This window comes from Deltaproteobacteria bacterium (genome assembly GCA_009692615.1).
Lineage (GTDB): Bacteria > Desulfobacterota > Binatia > UBA9968 > UBA9968 > DP-20.
The window spans coordinates 1-21,744 of record SHYW01000088.1; the positions used below are offsets into that span (position 1 = coordinate 1).

Annotated in this window: 21 protein-coding genes; 2 read left to right on the forward strand and 19 right to left on the reverse strand. The window is 57.3% G+C overall.

The window, feature by feature from the left end; all coding sequences use genetic code 11:
* Positions 1-101: 101 nt before the first annotated feature.
* Positions 102-485 carry a hypothetical protein gene (locus tag EXR70_18550; protein ID MSP40495.1) on the reverse strand — a complete coding sequence of 128 codons (384 nt, stop codon included), beginning with the start codon at positions 483-485 and terminating at the stop codon, positions 102-104.
* 387 nt (positions 486-872) lie between these two features.
* On the opposite strand from EXR70_18550, the gene EXR70_18555 reads away from it, so the two are divergent.
* Positions 873-2,102: an MFS transporter gene (locus EXR70_18555; GenBank protein MSP40496.1), complete on the forward strand. Its 1,230-nt coding sequence runs from the start codon at positions 873-875 to the stop codon at positions 2,100-2,102.
* 7 nt (positions 2,103-2,109) lie between these two features.
* Here the strand turns inward: EXR70_18555 and EXR70_18560 are convergent, their stop codons facing one another.
* The 4 genes from EXR70_18560 to EXR70_18575 form a co-directional block, all read right to left on the reverse strand.
* The gene (locus tag EXR70_18560; protein ID MSP40497.1) at positions 2,110-2,430 is read right to left on the reverse strand and encodes a hypothetical protein; all 321 of its coding nucleotides are present in this window, start codon (positions 2,428-2,430) and stop codon (positions 2,110-2,112) included.
* A gap of 12 nt (positions 2,431-2,442) precedes the next feature.
* A complete protein-coding gene (locus EXR70_18565) occupies positions 2,443-2,664 on the reverse strand; it encodes a hypothetical protein (protein MSP40498.1) in 222 nt (73 codons plus the stop codon).
* 164 nt (positions 2,665-2,828) lie between these two features.
* Positions 2,829-3,176, reverse strand: a complete 348-nt coding sequence (locus tag EXR70_18570) for a tetratricopeptide repeat protein (GenBank protein MSP40499.1) — start codon at positions 3,174-3,176, stop codon at positions 2,829-2,831.
* 16 nt (positions 3,177-3,192) lie between these two features.
* Positions 3,193-4,308, reverse strand: a complete 1,116-nt coding sequence (locus EXR70_18575; protein ID MSP40500.1) for a response regulator — start codon at positions 4,306-4,308, stop codon at positions 3,193-3,195.
* 115 nt (positions 4,309-4,423) lie between these two features.
* Between EXR70_18575 and EXR70_18580 the strand changes: the two genes are divergently transcribed.
* Positions 4,424-6,262, forward strand: coding sequence for a universal stress protein (locus EXR70_18580; protein ID MSP40501.1), 1,839 nt, complete (start codon positions 4,424-4,426; stop codon positions 6,260-6,262).
* A gap of 194 nt (positions 6,263-6,456) precedes the next feature.
* Here the strand turns inward: EXR70_18580 and EXR70_18585 are convergent, their stop codons facing one another.
* The 14 genes from EXR70_18585 to coaBC form a co-directional block, all read right to left on the reverse strand.
* Positions 6,457-7,617, reverse strand: coding sequence for a hypothetical protein (locus tag EXR70_18585; protein ID MSP40502.1), 1,161 nt, complete (start codon positions 7,615-7,617; stop codon positions 6,457-6,459).
* Between the two features lie 97 nt (positions 7,618-7,714).
* The gene (locus tag EXR70_18590) at positions 7,715-8,731 is read right to left on the reverse strand and encodes an ABC transporter substrate-binding protein (protein MSP40503.1); all 1,017 of its coding nucleotides are present in this window, start codon (positions 8,729-8,731) and stop codon (positions 7,715-7,717) included.
* Positions 8,732-8,762: 31 nt separating this feature from the next.
* Positions 8,763-10,523: a single-stranded-DNA-specific exonuclease RecJ gene (gene recJ, locus EXR70_18595; GenBank protein MSP40504.1), complete on the reverse strand. Its 1,761-nt coding sequence runs from the start codon at positions 10,521-10,523 to the stop codon at positions 8,763-8,765.
* A gap of 106 nt (positions 10,524-10,629) precedes the next feature.
* The gene (gene secF, locus EXR70_18600; protein MSP40505.1) at positions 10,630-11,562 is read right to left on the reverse strand and encodes a protein translocase subunit SecF; all 933 of its coding nucleotides are present in this window, start codon (positions 11,560-11,562) and stop codon (positions 10,630-10,632) included.
* Positions 11,563-11,572: 10 nt separating this feature from the next.
* Positions 11,573-13,174 carry a protein translocase subunit SecD gene (gene secD, locus EXR70_18605; protein MSP40506.1) on the reverse strand — a complete coding sequence of 534 codons (1,602 nt, stop codon included), beginning with the start codon at positions 13,172-13,174 and terminating at the stop codon, positions 11,573-11,575.
* 4 nt (positions 13,175-13,178) lie between these two features.
* The gene (yajC, locus tag EXR70_18610) at positions 13,179-13,514 is read right to left on the reverse strand and encodes a preprotein translocase subunit YajC (GenBank protein ID MSP40507.1); all 336 of its coding nucleotides are present in this window, start codon (positions 13,512-13,514) and stop codon (positions 13,179-13,181) included.
* A gap of 172 nt (positions 13,515-13,686) precedes the next feature.
* The gene (locus EXR70_18615) at positions 13,687-14,796 is read right to left on the reverse strand and encodes a tRNA guanosine(34) transglycosylase Tgt (GenBank protein MSP40508.1); all 1,110 of its coding nucleotides are present in this window, start codon (positions 14,794-14,796) and stop codon (positions 13,687-13,689) included.
* A gap of 123 nt (positions 14,797-14,919) precedes the next feature.
* The gene (locus EXR70_18620; protein MSP40509.1) at positions 14,920-15,366 is read right to left on the reverse strand and encodes a hypothetical protein; all 447 of its coding nucleotides are present in this window, start codon (positions 15,364-15,366) and stop codon (positions 14,920-14,922) included.
* A complete protein-coding gene (locus tag EXR70_18625; GenBank protein MSP40510.1) occupies positions 15,363-15,944 on the reverse strand; it encodes a hypothetical protein in 582 nt (193 codons plus the stop codon). The genes EXR70_18620 and EXR70_18625 overlap by 4 nt, the downstream gene beginning before the upstream one ends.
* Positions 15,945-15,988: 44 nt before the next feature.
* Positions 15,989-17,029, reverse strand: coding sequence for a tRNA preQ1(34) S-adenosylmethionine ribosyltransferase-isomerase QueA (gene queA / locus EXR70_18630; protein MSP40511.1), 1,041 nt, complete (start codon positions 17,027-17,029; stop codon positions 15,989-15,991).
* Between the two features lie 71 nt (positions 17,030-17,100).
* Positions 17,101-17,853, reverse strand: coding sequence for a slipin family protein (locus EXR70_18635; GenBank protein ID MSP40512.1), 753 nt, complete (start codon positions 17,851-17,853; stop codon positions 17,101-17,103).
* 11 nt (positions 17,854-17,864) lie between these two features.
* Positions 17,865-19,175, reverse strand: coding sequence for a nodulation protein NfeD (locus EXR70_18640; GenBank protein ID MSP40513.1), 1,311 nt, complete (start codon positions 19,173-19,175; stop codon positions 17,865-17,867).
* Positions 19,162-19,920, reverse strand: a complete 759-nt coding sequence (locus tag EXR70_18645; GenBank protein MSP40514.1) for a uracil-DNA glycosylase — start codon at positions 19,918-19,920, stop codon at positions 19,162-19,164. Before EXR70_18645 ends, EXR70_18640 begins: the two co-directional genes overlap by 14 nt.
* A 197-nt stretch (positions 19,921-20,117) precedes the next feature.
* Positions 20,118-21,323 (reverse strand): bifunctional phosphopantothenoylcysteine decarboxylase/phosphopantothenate--cysteine ligase CoaBC, encoded by a 1,206-nt coding sequence (gene coaBC, locus EXR70_18650; protein MSP40515.1) that lies wholly within the window; start codon positions 21,321-21,323, stop codon positions 20,118-20,120.
* Positions 21,324-21,744: the final 421 nt, after the last annotated feature.

The following is a 21,744-nucleotide window of genomic DNA, read 5'->3' on the forward strand; positions in this document are numbered from 1 at the left end:
TTCTTCATCCGTGGGATTTGCCAGGATCACCGGCGAACGATGATTGCAGGCCCCCTGTTGACCCTCAAGCCGCGCTAGTCTGCGCTCAATGTTTCCCATGATCACCTTCCTTTTTTCTGCTTGATGATCTCCTCAAGAGCCCCGATGCGTTTCTCCAAATCTTCATGCTCAAGCGCCTTCTGGGTAAATTCGATAATGTCCTCGGCCGCCCTGAGACTGATTCTCTCGTCGGAGCAGTCTACGTGCTTGACGATTTTCTCCGCCGCCCGCTTCGCCGCCAGCCGCAAGGTGCGAAAAGCGCTTTCGACATAATCCCTGCGCGCGACTTCCAACGCTTGCTTGAAAGATTCCTGCTTCAACCACTCGTAAACAGTCTTTCGGGTGACACCAATCTTGTCCGCCGCGCCGTCAATCGTCGGCTCCGCCGCTATGATCGGAAGCGCCAGCCGTTGCCGCGCTGACAAGTTGCCAGTGTCACGTTTCATGGAAGTTCCGTCACCGCTTCAGTTGTGATTCGTGAACCGGAACCGTTCCGGTTTTTGCGGGAATTGACGGGTAAAACGCGGGACTTTTCGGGAGAGTGCGTTTCACCCTTGAACCTTCTTTAGCTTTGAAATATCAATAACATCAGAATCTTCGCCGCCGTCGTCGTTTTTGATCGGTTCGAGTTCGATTCCCGTTGGGACCACCACTTTACTGGAAAGCACGAAATTCGAAGCACTAAATCCGAAACGAACGCGGGCCGAATGAGTTCAAATTCGGGAATCCGAAACCTCGACTCCGAATGGTGTTTGTTTGGGATTTTGCGTTTATCATCATTTTGAATTTGTTTCGAATTTCGTGCTTCGGGTTTTGTGCTTTGCTGTTAAAGAATGCTCTTCGCCAACACCTTCCGCGCCTTTCGCCACCGCGACTACTTCATTTACTGGATGGGCTTGCTGCTCGGCCACACCGGCACGCTGATCCAAACCACGGCCCAGAGTTGGTTGATTTTTCAGTTGACCGATTCGCCTTATTATTTAGGACTTGAAGGGTTGTGTCTCGGCTTGCCGCGCGTGCTGTTCTCCGCCTTCGGCGGCGCGGTGGTTGACCGCGGCGACCGCAAGGCCATTTTCATCATCACCCAAAGCGCATTCTTCTTAATGGCGCTGTTTCTCGGCGTCATGCATCACTTGGAATTGATCCGCGTGTGGCATCTATTGATGGTCTCCGCCGTCACCGGCCTGCTGGTCTCATTCGAACAGCCGGTGCGCCAATCGATTCTCCATCATCTGGTGCCGCGCGACGATCTCGCCAATGCGGTGACGCTCTATCAAATGGTGTTCAACGGCTCCATGCTTTTCGGTCCATCCATCGGCGGCATGTTGATTCCCTGGATCGACACCAAAGGCTGTTTCTTCGTCGCCACCATCGGCAATCTGCTCGTGCTGCTGACGATCTTTTTGATTCACATTGCGCCGAGCGCCCGCGCCGCGCCGAAAACTTCATTGACCCGCGACATGGTCGACGGCTTCAGCGTCGCTTGGAACACGCCGATCTTCGTCGCGCTGTTAACGGTCCTCGCCATCGTCAGTTTTTGCACCAAGCCTTATACGCAATTCATGCCGGTGTTTGCCCGTGACATTCACAATGTTGGCGCGCCAGGACTCGGCATCTTGTTAATGGCGCCGGGCGCCGGCGCGATCCTGGGCGGGCTGACGCTCGCATCCGCGCGCCGCTTGCCGCGGCCCCATTTGCTGCTATTCGGCTTGGCCGCCGGCTTTGGCGCTTCGATCCTGCTCTTTGCCAGTTCGAAAATTTTTCTGCTGTCTTTAGTTTTTCTGTTCGTCGCCGGCGGCTTTCAAACCACATTCCTGTCGTCGGTGGCGACGCTGCTGCAAATGCACACAGACGAAAACAATCGCGGCCGGATCATGTCGATGTTTGGACTCATCAACCGCGGCCTCGGTCCGATGGGCAGTTTTCCGTTTGGCTTGATGGCGACTTGGCTCGGCGCGCCCTGGACCGTGGGAATCTGTGGCGTTTTGACAATCGGCTTAGTCGCGCAGGTTACGCTTGTTCAGTCGCAACTGCGCCAGGCTAAATCGAGCCACGAAATGTGAAGCGGAGTTAGATTTTCCCCTGCAAGCGTAGATGATCGATGCGTTGGCGCACGATCTCGCCGAGGTCGGTGGTCGCCAGACCGTTGGGCACGGCGATGGTTTCGACGCCGAGCTGGACAAGTTTTTCATTGAGCATTGCCAGGCTCGAACGAATCCGCTCATAATCCTGCAAGTACTGCCGGCAGGCGAGAACGTTGTCGTCGATTTCCTCCAAACATTTGCTCAGCCGGCGGCTTTCTTGGCTGAAGGATTGGCGCAGGTGATCGACGTTCGCCTGGATGATTTGCTGTTCCACCGGGCGAATCTGTTTGGCGATCTCTGTCTTCATTTCCTGCAAAGCTTACAGCAAACGCTCGTAGGATTGTTCTTCTTTCATCAGATCCTCCGGGAGTGGAACGCGCGGGTCGCCGCTCGCCATATATTGCTGCGCCAGCGCTTCCGACACGCGCCTCTTAGCCAGCGCCAGCGCGGCTTGGGTGGCGCGCACGCGTTCGTCGACCCGTTGATCATCGGCGAGCAGCTTCACGAGCTTTTCGATTGGGTCTGCGGCAAGGGTCATCATGGTTCGAGTGAAATCCGCGGCGCGCTCAGCGGCCCGTACGGTTCAACTACTATCCAGTCCGAAGCTAAACTTCAAGCATGGATTGGCCCGCGGCGCGGCGCTGAATCGGGAACCATTATTAGGCGATGAAGTCGAGAAGGAATGAAGACGGTCGTCTGCGAAAACTAACCCTTGCCCGGCGCTTTGCTTTCGCTCAATTGGCGCTTCCAACCCAAGGTGCGCGCTTTCGCCGCGACGGCCTCGGCTTCGGCGATCAACCCCTTCTGCTGATAGAAAATCGATAAACTAGTGTAGGCTAGCTCGTCTTCGGGCGCCGCTTCGATCAAACGCTTGCCGGTTTCGATCGCCTGGTCGATTTTTTCTTGATGGGCGTAGGTCATCGCCAACGCATGCAGCGCGTCGGCGTAGTTGGGATCTTCGTCAAGAGCGTGGAGATAGGCTTTCACCGCCTCGTCCAATTTATCTTGGGCGAATAGCTCCATGCCTAAGTTGTAGCTATCTTCTTTATTCACGGTTTAAGTTATCGGTTTACCGACTGGCGGAAGTATTATCGGTAGCGCGTTCGGGGCGGCATTGCTGTAGCAAAACTTTTTTCAGCATCGCCGGATTCACCGGCTTTTTGAAGATCACACCTTGGAGCCCTTCTAAGCAGCTGCGCTTGATAATGTGGTCTTTGTCGTAATTGAACGCGGTCATGAGAACGACCGGCAAGCTCGGCGTGTTTTTCTTGACCGTTTGATACAGCTCGTAGCCATCCATATCGGGCATGACCACATCGCTCAAGACTAAATCGAAACTCTGCCGCCCGAGCCAGTCCATGGCGTATACACCGGACGCCGCGGTCTCAATGCAGCACTGCTCCGCTTCCAACAGATCCTTGAGCGATTGGCAAATGTTGGCGTCGTCGTCAACCACCAGCACTTTCAAACCGCTCAGGGGAAACTGCTCGTTGGGACTGGGCCGTGCGCAGGGCTTCGGCGCATCGTCGACGCGCAGGTCGGTCATCATCCTGCCGTTCAAATATTCCTTGGTGCCGTATTTGCCCTCTTCGGCCATCTGGCTGATACGGCCGGTGATATCCTGAATTTTCTTCACCTGCGAGGCCAGCGAATCGAGCCGGTCGGTCTCGACGATGAACTCTTCGTCGCTCGCCACCCGCGTGACGAACTGGCGCAGCATCTCGGTCTGGTTGACCAGTACTTCGAGCGAATTGTTGATTTCGTGCGACAGCCCAACGGCGATCTCGCCGAGGGTGACGAGCTGGTCGCGGCGGCGGATGGCGCGGATGTCTTTGGCGAAACCGATCGAACCGATCTCGTTGGCGTGATCGTCGTAGGTGATCGACGCGGAGATCGCGACTGGAATTTTTTCGCCTTTCTTAGTTTTGAAAACCGTTTCGAAGTTGGTGATCCGCCCTTTGGCTTCGCCTTCGCCGGCGCGCATCGCCATCATCACCCGGCGCGCTTCTTCGAGGCTGGGATAAATTTCCAAGACGTTCTTGCCCAACACTTCTTCGTAAGAGAAACCGAGATTTTCCCGCGCACCATCGTTGTAGAACGTAATCGTGCCTTGCTTATCGACAGAAATAATTATATCAGGACAACTCTCGACGAGCTTCTGAAAGTATTGCGCAGGTAGAGCCATAGGTGGGCTGGTTATTGACGGGCATGATAAGTCGAACCGCGCTGCTATTGCAAGAGCCCCGCTAAACAACGAGATACTGTTTCTCTCTTCGAACTAATTCGCTACAAAGAGCTTCATGGAACCGACCAAAGACACGCGACAACTCAACTGGTTTTTGGCTTGGGCGGTAGTTTTCTGCGACATCGGCACTTCGGTTTACTACGTTCCCGGCATCTTGTATGGCCACGTCCAGGATGCCACGCCGTTCTTCGTCCTGCTGACCACCGGCGGCTTCATTCTACTGGCACTGAAATATGTCGAAATATCCTGGCGCAATCCCGAAGGCGGCGGCGTGGTCACGATCACCACCAAAGCCTTCGGTCCGCTGTGGGGCTGTCTCGGCGGCATGCTGATCACGGTCGATTATTTTCTGACCACGGCGATTTCCACGGTCGCCGGATTTCAATACATCGGCAGCGCTTTTCCCGCCATCGACGCGCACATCTTAGTACTCTCATGCCTCGGTGTCTGCGTGTTGGCGGCGCTGAACGTCGTTGGTATCCGCGAAAGCGCGGCGGCTTCGCTGGTGATGGCGGTCGCCTCCTTCGTCGTCAATCTGATCGTCATCGGCGCCGCCGTGGTCACCATGGACGCGGCTCAATGGCATAGCGTGATCGGTAAGCTCGGCACCGGCAATGGCATTACTACTTACGATCTACTGGTCGGCTTCGCCTCGGCGTGGCTCGCCTTCTCGGGCTTGGAGAGCATTAGCCAGCTGAGCCCGACCATGCGGCTGCCGCTGCGGCGGACGACTCGTTGGGCGATGGCGGCGGTGATCATCACCATGGTGGTCACCTCGCCGGTGCTTACCGCACTCTCCATCGGTCTTTTGCCGGCGCAGCTCAAAGCCACTGAAAGTGAAAGGTTCATCTCGGAATTAGGCATGATCGTTGGCGGCGTCGGCATAAAACTCGCCGTCGTGCTCACCGCGTCGAGCCTACTACTGTTCGCATCTAATACCGCGATCATCGGCTCCTACCATGTCTTTCTCGCGCTGGTGAGAAGCGACTTTCTGCCGAAAATCATCGCCGTGCGCAATGCCACCTTCAACACGCCGCACATCGCCGTCGGCATCGCCACCATCATTCCGATCGGGGTTATCTTGGCGAGCCGCGGCGAGATGAAAATTCTCGGCGACATGTACGCCTTCGGCTTGCTTGGCGCCTTTGTTTTTTCATCGCTCAGTCTCGACCGCATCCGCTGGAAACTGGGGCGGCGCGACTTTGGTTTCTGGATCGGCACGCTGACCACAGCGATGATCATCGTCGCTTGGGGCGTCAACCTCATCGAGAAACATTTAGCCACGGCCTTCGGCGGCGGCGTGACCATCCTCGGCATGCTCATAGCCGTGGGCGTGCGCCGTTCCTGGTTCGTCAATTGGTTGGTCAAGATTCCGGTGATCCAGCGCCTGCAGGCGCAGGCCTTCCGCGCTTCGGAAGGACGCGCCGAAGACGAACTGGAAGGCCTAGTCACGCTCGCCGAAGCCGTCGACGTCAAACCTCTCTATCATTCAACAACGCTGCTCGCCCTGCGCGATGAAAGTCCCCGGCTGGTCCAGGAAGGCATCACCCGCGCCAAAGGCAAAGGCGAAACCGCGCTGTACTGCATTTACGTCGAAGAATGGCCGGGGCTGTTTGGCGGCGACACGCCCCACGCGCCCAACGAGGAAGGCCTCAGAACGCTGCGCTCGACGCTGCAAGCGGTGCGGGAAAAAAATATCGAAGTGATTCCGATCTGGACCGTGTCGCACAACGCCGCCGACGCCATCGCCAACGCCGCCCGGGCGCTCGATGTCGACACCGTGCTCATCGGCGCCTCGCGCCGCTCGGCTCTCTATCACATGCTGCGCGGCCACGTGATCCAAGGGTTGATGAAGAAACTGCCGAAAGACTGCCACCTCATGATTTGCAATTGAACTCACCTCAGAAAAAACTGAGGTGAGTTCATCCTGAGTGTAAACGAAGGATCTCGACCGAGTTACCGCTGCGGTGAAATCATCCTGAGCGAAGGCGAAAGATCTCGACGAGCACTGAGGTCAGGTCATCCTGAGGCGTAGCCGAAGGATCCCTACCGAAGGCCACGTCAACTTTACGTTGAATGTGAATTCCATCACGGCTCCCCAAAACATTTCACCGCGTTCTCCCACATCATCTTGCCCAAGACTTCGCGGCCCAAGGAGTTCCATCCCAACACCTTGTCGGTCGACTCGGGAAAGCGCGATTCGGCGTGGGGATAATCGGACGAATACATCAACACGCCGGCGCCAAGAAAATCGCCGACCATGCGCGCCATCTTCTCGCCTTCGTGGATCACCACGCTGGCGAAAAAACGTCCGCCGGTCATGTATTCGCTCGGTTTGTGAGCGAGATTTTTCGGTAAAGCGTAGGGCATGTATTGGCATTGATCGTCCATCCGCGCCGCCCAGAACGGTAGCCAGCCGAAGCCGGATTCGAGTATGCAATAGCGAATGTTGGGATAGCGATCCATGATGCCGGCGCCGAAGAATGCGCTCAGCGCGCGCATGGCGCCCCACGGATGCGATGCGGTGCGGCCGATGAACGGATTGTCCCACAGATCGCGGTAACCGGGATAACCGGCGGTAAAACTATGATGCGTCACGCAAAGCCCGGCGTCGTTGGCCGCCGCCCAGATCGGTTCCAAACTCGGGTGGTCGATGGGCATGCCTTCAGCCAGGTTGGGACGGATGCCCGCGGCCCACGGCGCCCGCGCCCAGGTTTTAATTTCTTGCACGGAATCATTAATCGCTCGGCTGATGACCACGATCAAAGACTTGAGCCGATGCGGCTGCTGGCGGCAAAAATCCTCGGTGAAGCGGTGGTTGGCGCGGATGAAACCGATTTCAATGTCGACATCGTCTGTCGCCGGCGGCAGTCCCGGCAACATCAGCTGAACGTCGACGCCTTCTTCGTCCATGTCGCGAATACGCGCGTCAGCATCGTCATCCGCTCCGCCGCGCGTCGGGAAGCGGCTCCCCATAAAGGTCGGGAAATGATGCTCAACTTTATCCCGCGGCCCCGCTTCGCCCAGGATGCGCAGCTTCTCGCGCCAGCCATCTCTAGTCTTGAAGCGATAACGGTGGCGAAATGGCGGTTCGAGAATTTCCCCCGCCCAACCGACGTGAAACGGCACCTTGCAACTCTCCCACTCCGGCAGGCGCGCGCGCATCGCCGCATCGAAATAGCGCTCCAGCGTTTCCGCCGAGGGACTCAAGTGGGTATCCGAATCGTAAATCTTAAAACCGTCGCGCATGGGAGTTATTTCCTTACTACTCACCAACCAAGCGTGAAGCAATCATGGTAGCCATCGAGGGCTGCCTCGCCAAAGGAGAAAAGGAGTGAGATTCAGGCTATTTCATGCCGAGATTTTTCAGAAACCCCGACTTGGTCAGCGCGTCGACGAACGAGTTGTCGTAAAAATCTTTCGGGTCGGCGCTCTTCACTTTGGGAAATTCTTTTTCGTCGATGTAGTCGAACTGGGCTTTGATCGCTTCCGGGCGCACCGCCAGGCTCATCGCCCAATAGGGCGCGAACTGTTCGTACGTGCCGTCGATGGTCGGCGCGTCGTCGATCTTGACGTATTTCGAGATCGCTTTTTTCGCCACCGCCGGATCTTGGCGCGACATCACAACGCCTTCGGCGATCGCTTTGAGAAACGCCGAGACCGTGTTGGGATTGTTTTTAAGAAATTTCTCGGTGGCGCCGTAGGCGACTTGAAACGCCGGAATGTTGAGCTTGCCGATGTCGACCAGCAGATTGAGGCCGGCTTCCTTCGCTTTTACAGTATTCGGCGCCGACAGGCCGCCGGCCAAAACTTTGCCGCCGAGAATCGCGCTTAGAATCGCCGGCACGGATTGCAAGTAGAGCACTTGCACGTCTTTGTCCGCCACCATGCCATTTTTCTTGAGGGTCTCGCGGATCGCGGTATCGAGAGCGGCGCGCGGTGTGCTGACGCCGATCGCTTTGCCTTTCAAGTCTTGAATCGTTTTGATTTCCTTCGCCGCCCAGATTTGAAACACCAGCTGCTGAATCGTGCCGGCGAAATACTTCACCTGGCCGCCGTGCAAACGCGCGTTGATCAAGTCCGGGCCGTCGGTGTAAAAATCCGCTTCCTCGGAAATCACCGCCTGGGCCGACACCTGCGGCGTGAGCAATTGTAAATTGGCATTCAAGCCATATTTCTTGAACAAGCCGGCTTCGTGGGCGACCCAGATCGGCGTAAACGCGCCGCTCGGCTGCGCATAAGTGACGACCACATCCGCTTTCTCCGGCTTGCCGCCGACCTCAGCGGCGAAAGTCGAACTAAAAGTCATCGCCAACAATATCATCGCGAGCGCAACCACCGTCGCTAATTTGCCATTTGCCATGGAACTCTCCTCAAAAGAATTTCTCTGCGATTCAACGCGAAACCTGAAACTCGGCACTCGAAACGATCGCGGCGACGCGCACCTCGGCGATCTTCAATTCAACGCTAGTGTTACCGTTCCATTCGTTCTCGCTCAAGCGATAGGCGACGTCAACCGTTTCGCCGGGCTGGCCGGGATAGTCGTCGCCGACGCCGAAGATCACGCCGCTGACGGTTCGTCCGGCTTGGCGCAAGCGATAGCGCACGCCGGCAGAAAAAACTTTGCGCTCGCAGACCTCGGCTTGAGTCGTGACATAAACCGGTTCGGGATTGCCGACGCCGTAGGGCGCCATGATTTCGAGCTCGCGCATGAGCGTTAACCCGATGTCGCTGAATTCCAATGCCGCGTCGATTTCCAATCGCGGCAATAATTGTTCTCCGGAAAGCGTGTCGCGCGCCGCCGCTTCAAACGCATCGGTGAACGCTTGCAGCTGCTCCGGTTTGATCGACAAGCCGCCGGCGTATTCGTGGCCGCCGAACTTTTCTAAATTCTCGGCGCAACGGCGAAAGCCCTCGACCATGTGAAAGCCGCGGATGCTGCGTGCCGAACCTTTGCCGGCGCCGTCGTTGAAACCGATCACCACCGTCGGGCGATAAAATTTTTCGACGATGCGCGAAGCGACGATGCCGAGCACGCCGGGATGCCAGCCTTCGCCGGCGAGCACCAACGAGTGGCGCCCGGCGCCGTTCATCGCCGCGCTGGCTTGCTCCAGCGCTTGGGTTTGCACTTGGGCTTCGATGGCGCGCCGCTCTAAGTTATGCTCTTCCAATTCCTGGGCGATGCGTTGGGCCACGTCTGCGGATTCGGTGGTCAGCAGCTCGACCACTTTGATGCCATAGTCTACCCGGCCCGCGGCGTTGATGCGCGGCCCCAAGCGAAACCCCACCTGACCCGCGCTTACCTCGCCCGCACCGATGCCCGCCACCTGCTTGAGCGCGATCACACCGGGCCGCGTCGAGGTCGCTAACTCGCACAAGCCGCGTTTGATCAGCGTGCGGTTGACGCCCTTGAGCGGCACCATGTCGGCGATGGTGCCCAGAGTGACGATGTCGAGAAAATGGCGAATGTCGGGCGCGGGCAAATCTTTGAACCAGCCGACATCGCGCAATTTAGCGCGCAATCCGATGACCAAGTAGAATGCCAAGCCGGCGGCGCACAAACTTTTGTCGGGAAAGTTACAGTCCTTGCGATGGGGATTGATGACCGCGATGGCCGGCGGAAATTCCGGCGGCGGCTGGTGATGATCGACGATCACGATGTCGAGGCCGAAGCCGTTGGCCGCGGCGACTTCTTTAGCGTTGGAAATACCGCAGTCGACGGTGACCAGCAGATCGACGCCGCGCTCTTTCAAACTGCGCAGGCCGTCGACGTTGAGACCGTAACCTTCCTCGATGCGATGAGGCACATGATAAATCGGCGTAGCACCGATCTCGCGCAAGAAGGAAACCAACACCGAAGCGCCGGTGGTACCGTCGACGTCGTAGTCGCCCCAGATACCGATCTGTTCTTTGTTCGTGATCGCGGCGACGATGCGCGCCACCGCCGGCTCCATGTCGGCCATGATGAAGGGCGAGGGTAGGTCGTCGCGTAAACTCGAAGAAAGATAGGTTTTGACGGCGGCTAAGTCGGCAAAACCGCGCAGCGCGAGAATCCGCGCTAAGAGTGGCGAAAGGTTGAGTTGCTTGGCGTGGCTGGCGACAACGTCGTTGTCGGTTTGTTTGAGAACCCAGCGTTTGGCGAGTTCGCTTGGCATTTAATCAAGGAAGTAATTCAGAATGAAAATGCAGAATACATATTGTTCGCTCATCGTCCCGGCCCCATCCTCATTCTGAATTCTGCCTTCTGGATTCTGCATTCATTTACTTATTCCGCGACGCCACGCCTTTGTCCCAGAAAAGAATGACCGGGCTGGCGATGTAAATGGTCGAGTAGACGCCGGAGAAAAATCCCACCAATAGCGCGAAGGCGAAGGGGCGGATCACCGCGCCGCCGAGCAGATAGAGCGCGACCAAAACCATGATCGCCGTGCTGACGGTGATGATCGTTCGGCTGAGTGTTTCGTTGATGCTCATGTTGATGATGCTTTCCATGCTCTCTCGTTTCACTTTGCGCATGTTTTCACGGATACGGTCGCAGACGATCACCGTGTCGTTGACCGAGTAACCGACCACCGTTAGGAGTGCCGCGACGATGGTCAGGTCGAACTCGTAGTTGGCCACCAGCAAGGCGCCGATGGTGATCAGCACGTCATGAGCCAGGGCGATCACCGCGCCGAGACCGAAGCTGAGACCGATGCGCGCGCCGAAGGCCGAGGCGAAGCGCGCCCAGATATACACGCCCATCATCACCGTGGCGGCGATCACCGACATGGCGCCGCGAAAACGCAAATCTTCGCCGACCTTCGGTCCCACCGACTCGATGCGCCGCACCTCGAATTTGCCGGCGCCGAAGCCGGCGGTCAAACCTTTCTTGATTTGCTCAGCCAAGGCGCCGAGCTCCACCGAGATTTTTTCCAAGCGCACGAGATATTCATTGGCGGCAGCTTCGCCGAAGTCCTGAATCACCGCGCCCGTCAGACCCGCCTTGTCGAGCACCGCGCGGATGTCGGGGATAGCGACCCGCTGCTGAAACTTGAGCTGCACCATGGTGCCGCCGGCGAAGTCGACGCCCAGGTTCGGCCCTTTGATGAACAGAAAGGCCAGCACCGCGATGTTGACCGCGCTGGAAAGGATGATCGCGATCTTACGATAGCGAGTAAACTGGATAGTGGTTCCCGGCTTGATGAGTTCCATGATTGTCCTTTTAGATGCTCACGCGATCGAGCTTACGCGCACCGGTGCGATAATCGTAGTAGATACGCGTCAAATACACCGCCGTGAGAATCGTCGTGAAAATGCCGACGCACAGCGTCACGGCGAAGCCCTTGATCGGTCCGGTGCCAAACTGAAACAGAATCACACCGGAGAGAAACGTCGTGATGTTGGAATCGAGAATCGCCGGCAGAGCGTTTTGATATCCCGCTTCGATGGCCGAGCGCACGGCGCGCCCGGCGCGCAACTCCTCGCGGATACGTTCGTTGATCAGCACGTTGGCGTCGACGGCCATACCGATGGTCAGGACGATGCCGGCGATGCCCGGCAGCGTCAGCACCGCTTGAAAACCGGCCAGGATCGCCACCATGTAAAGAATATTGAAAATCACCGCCACATTGGCGAGCAAGCCGGCGCCCTTGTAGTAGGCGATCATGAAAATAATCACCAGCACGCCGCCGACAACAAAAGATATCACGCCTTGATTGATCGAGTCCTGGCCGAGGGACGGCCCGACGGTGCGCTCTTCGGCGATCTCCACCGGCGCCGGCAGCGCGCCGGCGCGCAGCACGATCGCTAGATCCCTAGCTTCTTTGATGTCGAAGCTGCCCGAGATCGAAGCCCGGCCGCCGCCGATCCGTTCACGAATCACCGGCGCGGAATAAACCCGGTTGTCGAGCACGATGGCGAGGCGTCGTTTGACGTTGGCTGCGGTGATCTGATCGAAAATTCGCGCGCCATCGCTCTTGAGAATCAATTCCACCGACGCGCCTTCCAGCTGCTCCCCCGGTCGCACCCGGGCGTCTTGAATATATTCGCCGGTCATCAAGGCTTTCGGCTCCAACACATAAGGCACTTTAGCGGTACTCGCCCCTTCGCCCTTGCCGACATGGCCGAACAACAGTTCGCGCCCCGGAGGAGCCACACCGCTTTTCGCCGCTTCCTCGGTGTTGGCGTTGTCGTCGACGACTTTGAATTCCAACAGAGCGGTTTTACCGATGATCTCTTTAGCGCGCTCGGGATCCTGAATACCGGGGAGCTGAATGAGAATATTGGTCTGACCCTGGCGCTGGATGATCGGCTCGCTGACGCCGAATTGATCGATACGGTTGCGAATAGTTTCCAACGACTGGTCGATGGCGTAATCGCGCGTCGCACGCAGATCGTCTTTGCTGAGCCCAAGAAGAATATCCGCGCTGCCGCCGGCCAATCCGCTTTTGGCTTCGACCAGATTGGCGAAATCGCTTTTCAAGATACCGCGCACGCGCTCGACGCTGGCGGCGACGGCTTTGATTTGAATTTGATTGCCGGCGACCCGATCGACGGTGACGCCGGCGACGCTCTTTTCGCGCAGCGCATTGGTCAACTCGGTGCGAATCCGTTCGACATGATTCTCCACCGCCTTGTCGACCTTCACTTCGAGGACCAAATGGCTGCCGCCCTGGAGATCGAGCCCCAAGTGAATCTTGTCCGACGGCAACACCGCACTCCACCAACTGGGCAGCGAAGTGACGAAGGTCGGCAACAATAAAATCGCCGCGACCAAAGTCGCCAGACCGAACAAGACGAGCCGTGTAACGACGGACTGCCGCATGCTGCTATTCCTTTCCCTCTTTTACCGGTGCTTTTTCGGCAACGAAGGCGGTGCCGATCTGCGCGCGGGCAACTCGGATGCGCACGTTGGGCGCGACTTCGATCGTCACCACGGCATCCTTCAAGTCGACCACCTTACCGTAAATCCCCCCGGAGGTCATCACCTCGTCGTTCTTTTTCAGTTTTTTGAGCAGCTCGCCATGCTCTTTGGCTTTTTTCTGCTGGGGCCGAATCACCATGAAATACATGATGGCGAAAATAATCACGAACGGGAATATCGTCATTATCGCGCCGGGACCGCCGGTCCCCGGCGCGCCTTGGGCGTATGCAAGATCGATCATGAATCCTCCTGAAATTTATGGTTCCTCGGAGTTTACTATGAAGATGTTTTCACCACGAAGGCACGAAGGACACGAAGGTTTCGGAAAATTATTATTCCGAACTTCGTGCTCTTCGTGTCCTTCGTGGTGAATACTCTTTCACACTAAACCCGGAAAACCCAAAATACTTAACTTACGGCGCCGCGTCGGCTTCCAGCCACTCGGGCCAGAGTTCCGGGCGACCCTCACGAATCGCTTCCCGACACTTATCCATGAGGCGATGATAAAAGTAAAGATTGTGCAAACTATTAAGCTCGGCCGAGAGAAATTCACCCGCCTTATACAAGTGGCGCAGATAGGCGCGCGAGAAGTTGCGGCAGCAGTAGCAGCCGCACGATTCATCTAACGGGCGGCTGTCCTCGGCGTATTCGGCGCGCTTGATGTTGATCTTGCCTTGCCAAGTGAACAAGGTGCCGTTGCGCGCGTTGCGAGTCGGAATCACGCAGTCGAACATATCGAAGCCGGCGCGCACGGCGTTGAGAATATCCTGCGGCCGCCCGACACCCATCAAATAGCGCGGCTTGTCTTCGGGCAGAAGCTCGACGGTGAATGCGGAAATGGCGTTGAGCTGCTCGACGCTCTCGCCCACCGCCAGCCCGCCGACCGCGAACCCCTCGAAGTCCAATCGCGTCATGTCGTCGACACAGCCGCGGCGCAAATCTTCGAACAGCCCGCCTTGAATAATACCGAACATCAGCTGATCGGCGCGCGTGCGCGCCTCGATGCAGCGCTCCGCCCAGCGCAGCGTCCGCGCCGTCGAACTTTCGACGTAATCGCGCTTGGCGTCAGGGGGAATGCACTCGTCCAAGATCATCGCGATATCGGTGCCCAGAGCTTCTTGAATCTCCACCGCTTTTTCCGGCGTGAGCAAGTGCGACGAGCCATCCAAGTGCGATTGAAAGCGCGCCCCCTCTTCGGAAATCTTGCGCATCGCCGCCAAACTAAAAACCTGATAGCCGCCACTGTCGGTCAAAATCGGCCCGTCCCACGACATGAAGCGGTGCAGTCCACCGAGCCGGCGAATCGGCTCATGTCCCGGCCGCAGATAGAGATGATAAGTATTGCCGAGCAGAATCTGGCAGCCCAGCTCGCGCAAATCCCGCGGCAACACCGCCTTCACCGTCCCCTGGGTCCCCACCGGCATGAAGCACGGCGTCTCGACAATGCCGTGTGCCGTCACCAAACGACCGAGACGCGCTTTGCTGTTTGAATCTTTCTTAATGACAGTGAAATGATTACCCATCAACCCATTTTCGATTTTAGTCCGCGGGGCCGCTTGTCGGATTCGTGTAGGGGCGGACCTACGTGTCCGCCCGTTCGGAGGGCCGACACGCAGGTCGGCCCCTACCCTTACATGTTGCCTTCTTCACTTTCTCACTTCATTCGCCCGCGCCAGCAGCTCGTACGGAAGCGTGATCCCAATCTGTTTTGCCGCCGGAAGGCTAATGATGAATTCAAACTTCGTCGCCTGCTGTACGGGGAGATCAGCCGGCCTCGTCCCTTTGAGGATTCTGTCTACGTAGTGGGCGGCCTTCCGGAACAGATCTTCGTAGTCCGCCCCGTAGAACATGAGGCCGCCCTCATCGACAAACTCCTTCGAGAAGTAAATAGCCGGCAAGCGGTATTTTGTGGCAAGCTCGATGATCCGCTTTCTTTCGGAGAAAATAAAGCCAGTGGTAACCGTCATAATCGCGCCCACCTGTTTCTGCTTGGCGGTTTTAAAGGCGCTCTCTAAACCTTTGGCGTCGAGTTGAGTCTCGATCTCTTCCAATTTTAGCTTCAGGTACAAAGCCGCAGGCCTGAGTTCTTTCATTTGGTCGTTGCCCCCCCCCCCGTCCGTAGAAGTCCAACGCGGGCGAGCTTGGGGACCGCGTCCTTGAGTATCTCGAGCCGTTTCGTGTTTAGTTCATTTGCCAAACTCGAGAAACCGGTGACATTGCCTCCCGTCCGCGCCAAACTGGCAACCAGACCTTCACCCACGGGATCCCCGGGGTTCACCATCAGAATTGGGATGGTACCAGTCGCTTTCTTCGCATCCCGCGCCGCTGCCGTCCCTGTGACCACGATCAGATCGACCTTTAAACGGACCAACTCCGCCGCAAGCACAGGTCGGCGCTCACGCTTTCCCTCCGAGAACCGGTACTCGATGGTGAAATTCTTTCCCTCAATCCATCCAAGCTTGCTCAGCTCTTGCAGGAACGCCTTCAAATGGCCCGCCATACCAGCAGCAGTGCCTCCATCCAGGAAACCTATGCGGAAAATTTTCCCTGCCTGCTGTGCCTGAGCCACAGCCCCACACAACGCGAATGCGACTCCGATGGCGACGATCCGAATCCATTTTGGATTATTGGATCGAAGCCACCGAGTTGCAGTCCGAAATATCTTTGCCATATCCTAATCCTCCAATCCAAAATCAAAAATCGAAAATCCAAAATTTATAAAATGAGCATCGCATCGCCATAACTATAAAATCGATACTGCCGCTCGATCGCTTCTCGGTATGCGCGCCGAATTAAATCCAAGCCGGCGAACGCGGCGACCAGAATCAGCGGCGTCGAGCCGGGCAGATGAAAATTGGTGATCAGCGCGTCGAGCACGCGAAAGCGATCGCCGGGCCGCAGGTAAAGCCGGGCGATGCCTTCGTCGGCTTCCACCTGGCCTTTTTGCCGTGCGATCCATTCCAGGGTGCGCGTGCTCGTCGAGCCGACGGCGACGATGCGACCGCCGGCGGCTTTCGTCGAATTAATTTTTGCCGCGGTGGGCGCGTCGAGCGCGTAGCGCTCGCCTTCCATGCGATGGTTTTCGATTTCCTCGACGCGCACCGGCTGAAAGGTACCGGCGCCGACATGGAGGGTCAACAACGCGCGGTCGATTCCTTTCGCTTGCAAACTCGCGAACAACTCAGGGGTGAAATGAAAACCCGCCGTCGGCGCTGCAATCGCGCCGGGATGCGCCGCGTACACCGTTTGATAGCGCTCGCGGTCCAGCGCCGCCGTCGCCCGCGTGCGCCGCACATAGGGCGGCAGCGGCGGTTCGCCGAGGGCTTCTAACTGCGCGCTGAAATCACCGTCGTGATGAAACTCCAAGCCGAAACGGCCGCGGCCGAGATCGCCGATCACTTCCGCCGTCATCTTCACGCCAAACTTGAGCAAGTTGCCGACCTGCGGCTTCTTAGCGGCGTGGATGAATGCCAACCAAAGGCTGCGCCTTTCATCGGCGAAGCGTTCGAGCAACAACACTTCGACTTTGCCGCCGCTGTCTTTGCTGCCGCTCAGCCGCGCTGGAAAAACTTTGGTGTCGTTGAGCACCAGTAAATCACCCGCATCGAGAAACTCTTCGAGCTTGGCGAACATGCTGTGAACGATCTCGCCCGTCGCGCGCCGGATCACCAACAAGCGCGAGCCTTCGCGCTCTCGGCTGGGATAAGCCGCGATCAGCGAGTCGGGCAGCTGGTAATTGAATTCTTCGAGATTCATTGCTGACAAAAAGGGGCGCAGCATGCTGCACCCCTACGGAAACTGTCGATCGGTGAGAGATTTATCTAGGATTAAGTGTCTTTCTTCAAGAACGGCGTCAGCAGATCGATCGGTATGGGAAAAATAATCGTTGAGTTTTTTTCGGAAGAAATCTCGACCAAACTTTGAAGATAACGAAGCTGCAACGCCATCGGTTGTACCGCCATGACCCCGGCGGCATCGGCGAGCTTCTCCGAAGCTTGAAACTCACCCTCGGCGTGAATCACCTTGGCGCGCCGCTCGCGCTCGGCTTCGGCCTGCTTGGCCATCGCTCGCTGCATCTCCTGGGGCAGATCGATATGCTTCAATTCCACCAAGACGACTTTGATACCCCACGGGTCGGTCTGCTTGTCTAAAATATCTTGGATGCGGCTGTTGATCTTTTCGCGCTCGGACAAGAGATCGTCGAGCTCGCCCTGGCCGCACACGCTGCGCAAGGTCACCTGGGCGAGTTGCGAGGTGGCGAAAAGATAATTCTCCACTTCGAGCACCGCTTTGTTGGGATCGAGGACGCGAAAGTAGAGCACCGCGTTGACCTTCACCGAGACGTTATCGCGGGTGATGACATCTTGCGGCGGAATATCCATGGTCACCGTGCGCATGTCCATCTTGACCATTTTTTCGATGCCGGGAATGACATAGACCATGCCCGGCCCGCGCGCGCCGACCATGCGCCCAAGCCTAAACACCACCGCCCGTTCATACTCTTTGAGAATCTTGATACCGCTAATGATCAGAGCAATGACGATCACCAAAAACGTTACAGGTGGACCAAAGTCAAACATTTCGCTACCTCCTATTTTCTCTCGCTGTCCGTTGCGCGGGTTACTTTTAAACACATGCCGGCGTAATCGATGACGCGCACCTTCTCGCCAACATCGACAGAAACTTCCGCCTCCGCCGTCCAAGTTTCGCCATGAACAAATATTTTTCCTCGCGGCGCCAAGGTTTCGCGCACTTCACCGATTTCCCCGATCAGAGCCGCCATGCCGAGGGTCGGCTTGGCACGTTGGGAGCGAAAGACAAAATAGCTCACCGCCAGGACAAAGCTGCCGAGGGTGCCCACCGCGGTGAAAACGATCGCGCGGTCGACGCCAAAATCGGAAGTCGGAGTATCGAAGAGCAACAACGATCCGAGCGCCAGCGCAATCATCCCGCCGACGCCTAACACGCCGAAACTCGGCACGAACGCTTCGCCCACCAAGAGCGCGACACCGAGCAGGACCAAGGCGAGACCGGTATAATTGATCGGCAAGAGCTGCAACGAGGCGAACGCCAGCAACAAACAAATCGCCCCGGCCACGCCGGGGAAAATCACGCCGGGATGGGCGAACTCCATGTAAAGCCCAAGAATCCCCGCCATCATCAACAGATAAGCGATGTTCGGATCGGCGATGGCGTTCAATACTTTCTGCTTGAGGCTCATCTCATGACGCACCACGCGCAGATCTTTAACCGCCAGCGTGTGCTTACGGCCGTCGAGATCGACGCTTCGTCCGTCCGCCTGTTTGAGCAGATCGTCGATGTCCTTGGCGATGATGTCGATGACGTTCTTCTTGAGCGCTTCGGTCTCGGTGATCGCCACGCTTTTGCGCACGGCTTGGATCGCCCACTCGGCGTTGCGGCCGCGCTTCTGCGCGATGCTTTCGCTGAACGACGCGGCGAAGTTTTCGATCTTCTCGGCCATCACGCCTTTGATTTCCTGGCCGCCGCCGGCCACCGGATGAGCCGCGCCGATGTTGGTGCCCGGCGCCATCGCCGCGATATGCGCCGCCATGGTGATAAAGACCCCGGCGGAACCGGCGCCGGCGCCGCTCGGCCCGACCCAAACCATCACCGGCACGGGCGCGCCGAGCATTTCCTTGACGATGGTACGGGTGGAGTTGAGCAAACCGCCCGGCGTGTCCATTTGAATGATCAGCGCCGCCGCGCCCTCGGCCTTCGCCCTGGCGATCCCTTCGCGGATGAAATCGTCCACCGCCGGATTGATACTGCCGTCGATGGAAATCAAATCGACATGCGGCGAGGCTGCGTCCTTCGATTGCGCCAAGGCGGCGAGACCGGCGGCGAACAGCGCAATGAGAGAAATGACTCTAAGTGTTTTCACCGTTCAACTCTTTGATCACTTGCTTGATGTCTTCCCAAACTAATTTCTTATCCGCGGGATTGCGCAGCAGATAAGCCGGATGAAACGTCGGCATCAACTTGATGCCATGATAGCTGTGCCAATTGCCGCGCAATTTGCTGATCGTCACCGTGCTTTGCAGCAAAGTCTGCACCGCGAATTTGCCCAGACCGACGATCACCGCCGGGCGCACCAAGTCGATTTGTTTTTTGAGAAACGGCTCGCAGGCCGCCACTTCATCGGGCTCGGGATTGCGATTTTCCGGCGGACGGCATTTGACCACGTTGCAAATGTAGACGTCTTCCCGCTTGAGCCCCATGCCTTTGGTGATGATGTCGGTGAGCAGCTGGCCGGCTCGGCCAACGAACGGCTCGCCTTTGAGATCCTCGTCGCGGCCCGGCCCTTCGCCGACAAACATTAACTTGGCGTTGGGATTGCCGACGCCGAAAACCAAGTTGGTGCGTCCAGCGCAAAGCTTGCAGAGCCGGCAGTCGCCGATGGCGGCGCGCAGCTCTTCGAGACTCTCGGCACGCGTGTAGTCGGCCCCTTCAGTGTGCGATTCTCTTACGACTGGTGCTGTCTTAATTTCTTTTTTGGCCATCGGAGCTATCACTGGCGCGTCGCCCTTCGGTAAAAAAGCGATGCCGGCGCGCTGGCATGATTGGAGATGACGCTTGAGCGAAACCGCGATGGCATTTAACTCCGCCGCGTCGTTGCTATCCGCCATTGCCACACCCCTTTCACGGCTGGATCGTAACACTCGTCACTCACCCGAAGCAATCGCAATCATGCTCGGCGAATTGAGCGAACGGCTGTAGATTGTAGGGGCGAAAAATCTTTCGCCCCTACGGTCGGATTTTCTTGAGATTTATTTTGCGCCCTTTGCGCTCTTTGCGGTTAAATATCCGAATCCGAGAAAACGGATCACGATTGATTTTTAAACGCGAGAAAGCGATCGAGGATACGGTCGGCGAGATCGTCTTTGCTCATCAGCGGCAGCGCGTGGACCGCGTCTTTGCAATCGAGAATCGTCGCGATGTTGGTGTCGCCGTCGAAACCGCTGCCGGCTTCGCTGACGTTGTTGGCGACGATCATGTCGAGATTTTTCTCGCGCAGTTTTTTCGCCGCGTTGGCCGCGAGATCTTCGGTCTCGGCGGCGAAGCCGATCAACACTTTGCCATTTTTCATCTGGCCGAGCTCTTTGAGAATGTCGGGGTTGGGCTCGAGAGTGATTTCGATGTTACCTTTACCGCGCTTGATCTTCTTATCAGCGCTCAGCACCGGGCGGTAATCGGAAACCGCCGCCGCCATGATCACCGCGCTGCACGCGGCAAACTCTTTGACCACCGCGTCGCGCATTTGCGCCGCTGAAGTAACCGCGATGGTGCGCGCGCCCGCCGGCGGTTCCAACGCCGTCGGCCCGGTTACCAGCGTAACTTCGGCGCCACGGCGCAGCGCGGCGCGCGCCAAGGCGTAGCCCATTTTTCCCGACGAGCGATTGGAAATGTAACGCACCGGATCGAGCGCTTCACGATTGGGTCCGGCGCTGATCAAAAAGCGCTCACCGGCCAAGTCGGGCTTTCTTAGCAGCCGATGAATCTCCTCGGCGATCTTCTCCGGATCGGGTAAGCGTCCTTTGCCTTCGTAACCGCAGGCGAGAAACCCTTCCGCCGGTTCCAGTAGATGATATCCGAAGCCGCGCAGCTTACGGAGATTTTCCTGCAGCGCCGGATTGTCGTACATGTGAATGTTCATCGCCGGCGCGATCAGCACCGGCGCTTGGGTCGCCATCAGCACCGTCGTCAATAAATCGTCGGCGATGCCGTTGGCGATCTTGCCGATAATGTTGGCGGTCGCCGGCGCGATCACGAACAGATCGGCGCTATCGGCCAAATTGATATGGCCGATCTCGGATTCTTGGGTGAGGTTGAAAGTTTCGCTGGCCACGGGATTACCGGAAAGGGTTTGAAATGTCAGCGGCGTGACAAATTCCATCGCGCCGCGCGTCATGATCACTTGCACCCGAAACCCCGAATTGACCAGCAAGCGCACCAGCTCCACCGCTTTGTAGCAAGCGATCCCGCCGCTCACCCCCAAGACGATGTTGGGTATTTTCTCGCCGTTAGCCACGACCCCAAAATAGCCGATCCGCCCTGTGCCTGCAAACCTCAATTATTTTAAGTTGAACTCCGGACGTGTGCCAAAACCGGCATCAACTTGACAGCCGTACAACTTTTTGTCGCCTCCGGTTGCCCAATCAGCGCTACCGTGAAACCCGCGCCGCCGCTTAAACTCCTTCGTTTGACCGACTTTCGGCAGTAATTCGAACCACCCAAAGATGGCACGGTTTTGGCTCTGTCATTGGCATTCATCACAGTATTCAACTGCGAATTTTGAATAAAAGCTGTCGTGGCAACGTCAATATGTCATGTTAACAGCAACGCGATTATGTCAGGGTAGTGCGTTGGGTTGAGGTCGTAAGTTAGAAACCTGGCCATAGCGGAACCCCACCTTGTTGGAGTTGGTTCGATATAGGCCAAGTGTGTGCGTC

Excerpts from the sequence above, each read along its gene's own strand:
- EXR70_18585 (MSP40502.1), bottom strand. The coding sequence starts at position 7,617 with ATGCGCGACGGTTTTAAGATTTACGATTCGGATACCCACTTGAGTCCC.
- EXR70_18625 (MSP40510.1), bottom strand. The coding sequence starts at position 15,944 with ATGGCAAAGATATTTCGGACTGCAACTCGGTGGCTTCGATCCAATAAT.
- EXR70_18590 (MSP40503.1), bottom strand. The coding sequence starts at position 8,731 with ATGGCAAATGGCAAATTAGCGACGGTGGTTGCGCTCGCGATGATATTG.
- EXR70_18575 (MSP40500.1), bottom strand. The coding sequence starts at position 4,308 with ATGGCTCTACCTGCGCAATACTTTCAGAAGCTCGTCGAGAGTTGTCCT.
- queA (MSP40511.1), bottom strand. The coding sequence starts at position 17,029 with ATGAATCTCGAAGAATTCAATTACCAGCTGCCCGACTCGCTGATCGCG.
- EXR70_18555 (MSP40496.1), top strand. The coding sequence starts at position 873 with ATGCTCTTCGCCAACACCTTCCGCGCCTTTCGCCACCGCGACTACTTC.
- EXR70_18580 (MSP40501.1), top strand. The coding sequence starts at position 4,424 with ATGGAACCGACCAAAGACACGCGACAACTCAACTGGTTTTTGGCTTGG.
- secF (MSP40505.1), bottom strand. The coding sequence starts at position 11,562 with ATGGAACTCATCAAGCCGGGAACCACTATCCAGTTTACTCGCTATCGT.
- recJ (MSP40504.1), bottom strand. The coding sequence starts at position 10,523 with ATGCCAAGCGAACTCGCCAAACGCTGGGTTCTCAAACAAACCGACAAC.
- EXR70_18645 (MSP40514.1), bottom strand. The coding sequence starts at position 19,920 with ATGGCGGATAGCAACGACGCGGCGGAGTTAAATGCCATCGCGGTTTCG.
- EXR70_18620 (MSP40509.1), bottom strand. The coding sequence starts at position 15,366 with ATGAAAGAACTCAGGCCTGCGGCTTTGTACCTGAAGCTAAAATTGGAA.
- EXR70_18635 (MSP40512.1), bottom strand. The coding sequence starts at position 17,853 with ATGTTTGACTTTGGTCCACCTGTAACGTTTTTGGTGATCGTCATTGCT.
- EXR70_18615 (MSP40508.1), bottom strand. The coding sequence starts at position 14,796 with ATGGGTAATCATTTCACTGTCATTAAGAAAGATTCAAACAGCAAAGCG.
- EXR70_18560 (MSP40497.1), bottom strand. The coding sequence starts at position 2,430 with ATGAAGACAGAGATCGCCAAACAGATTCGCCCGGTGGAACAGCAAATC.
- EXR70_18565 (MSP40498.1), bottom strand. The coding sequence starts at position 2,664 with ATGATGACCCTTGCCGCAGACCCAATCGAAAAGCTCGTGAAGCTGCTC.
- secD (MSP40506.1), bottom strand. The coding sequence starts at position 13,174 with ATGCGGCAGTCCGTCGTTACACGGCTCGTCTTGTTCGGTCTGGCGACT.
- EXR70_18550 (MSP40495.1), bottom strand. The coding sequence starts at position 485 with ATGAAACGTGACACTGGCAACTTGTCAGCGCGGCAACGGCTGGCGCTT.
- yajC (MSP40507.1), bottom strand. The coding sequence starts at position 13,514 with ATGATCGATCTTGCATACGCCCAAGGCGCGCCGGGGACCGGCGGTCCC.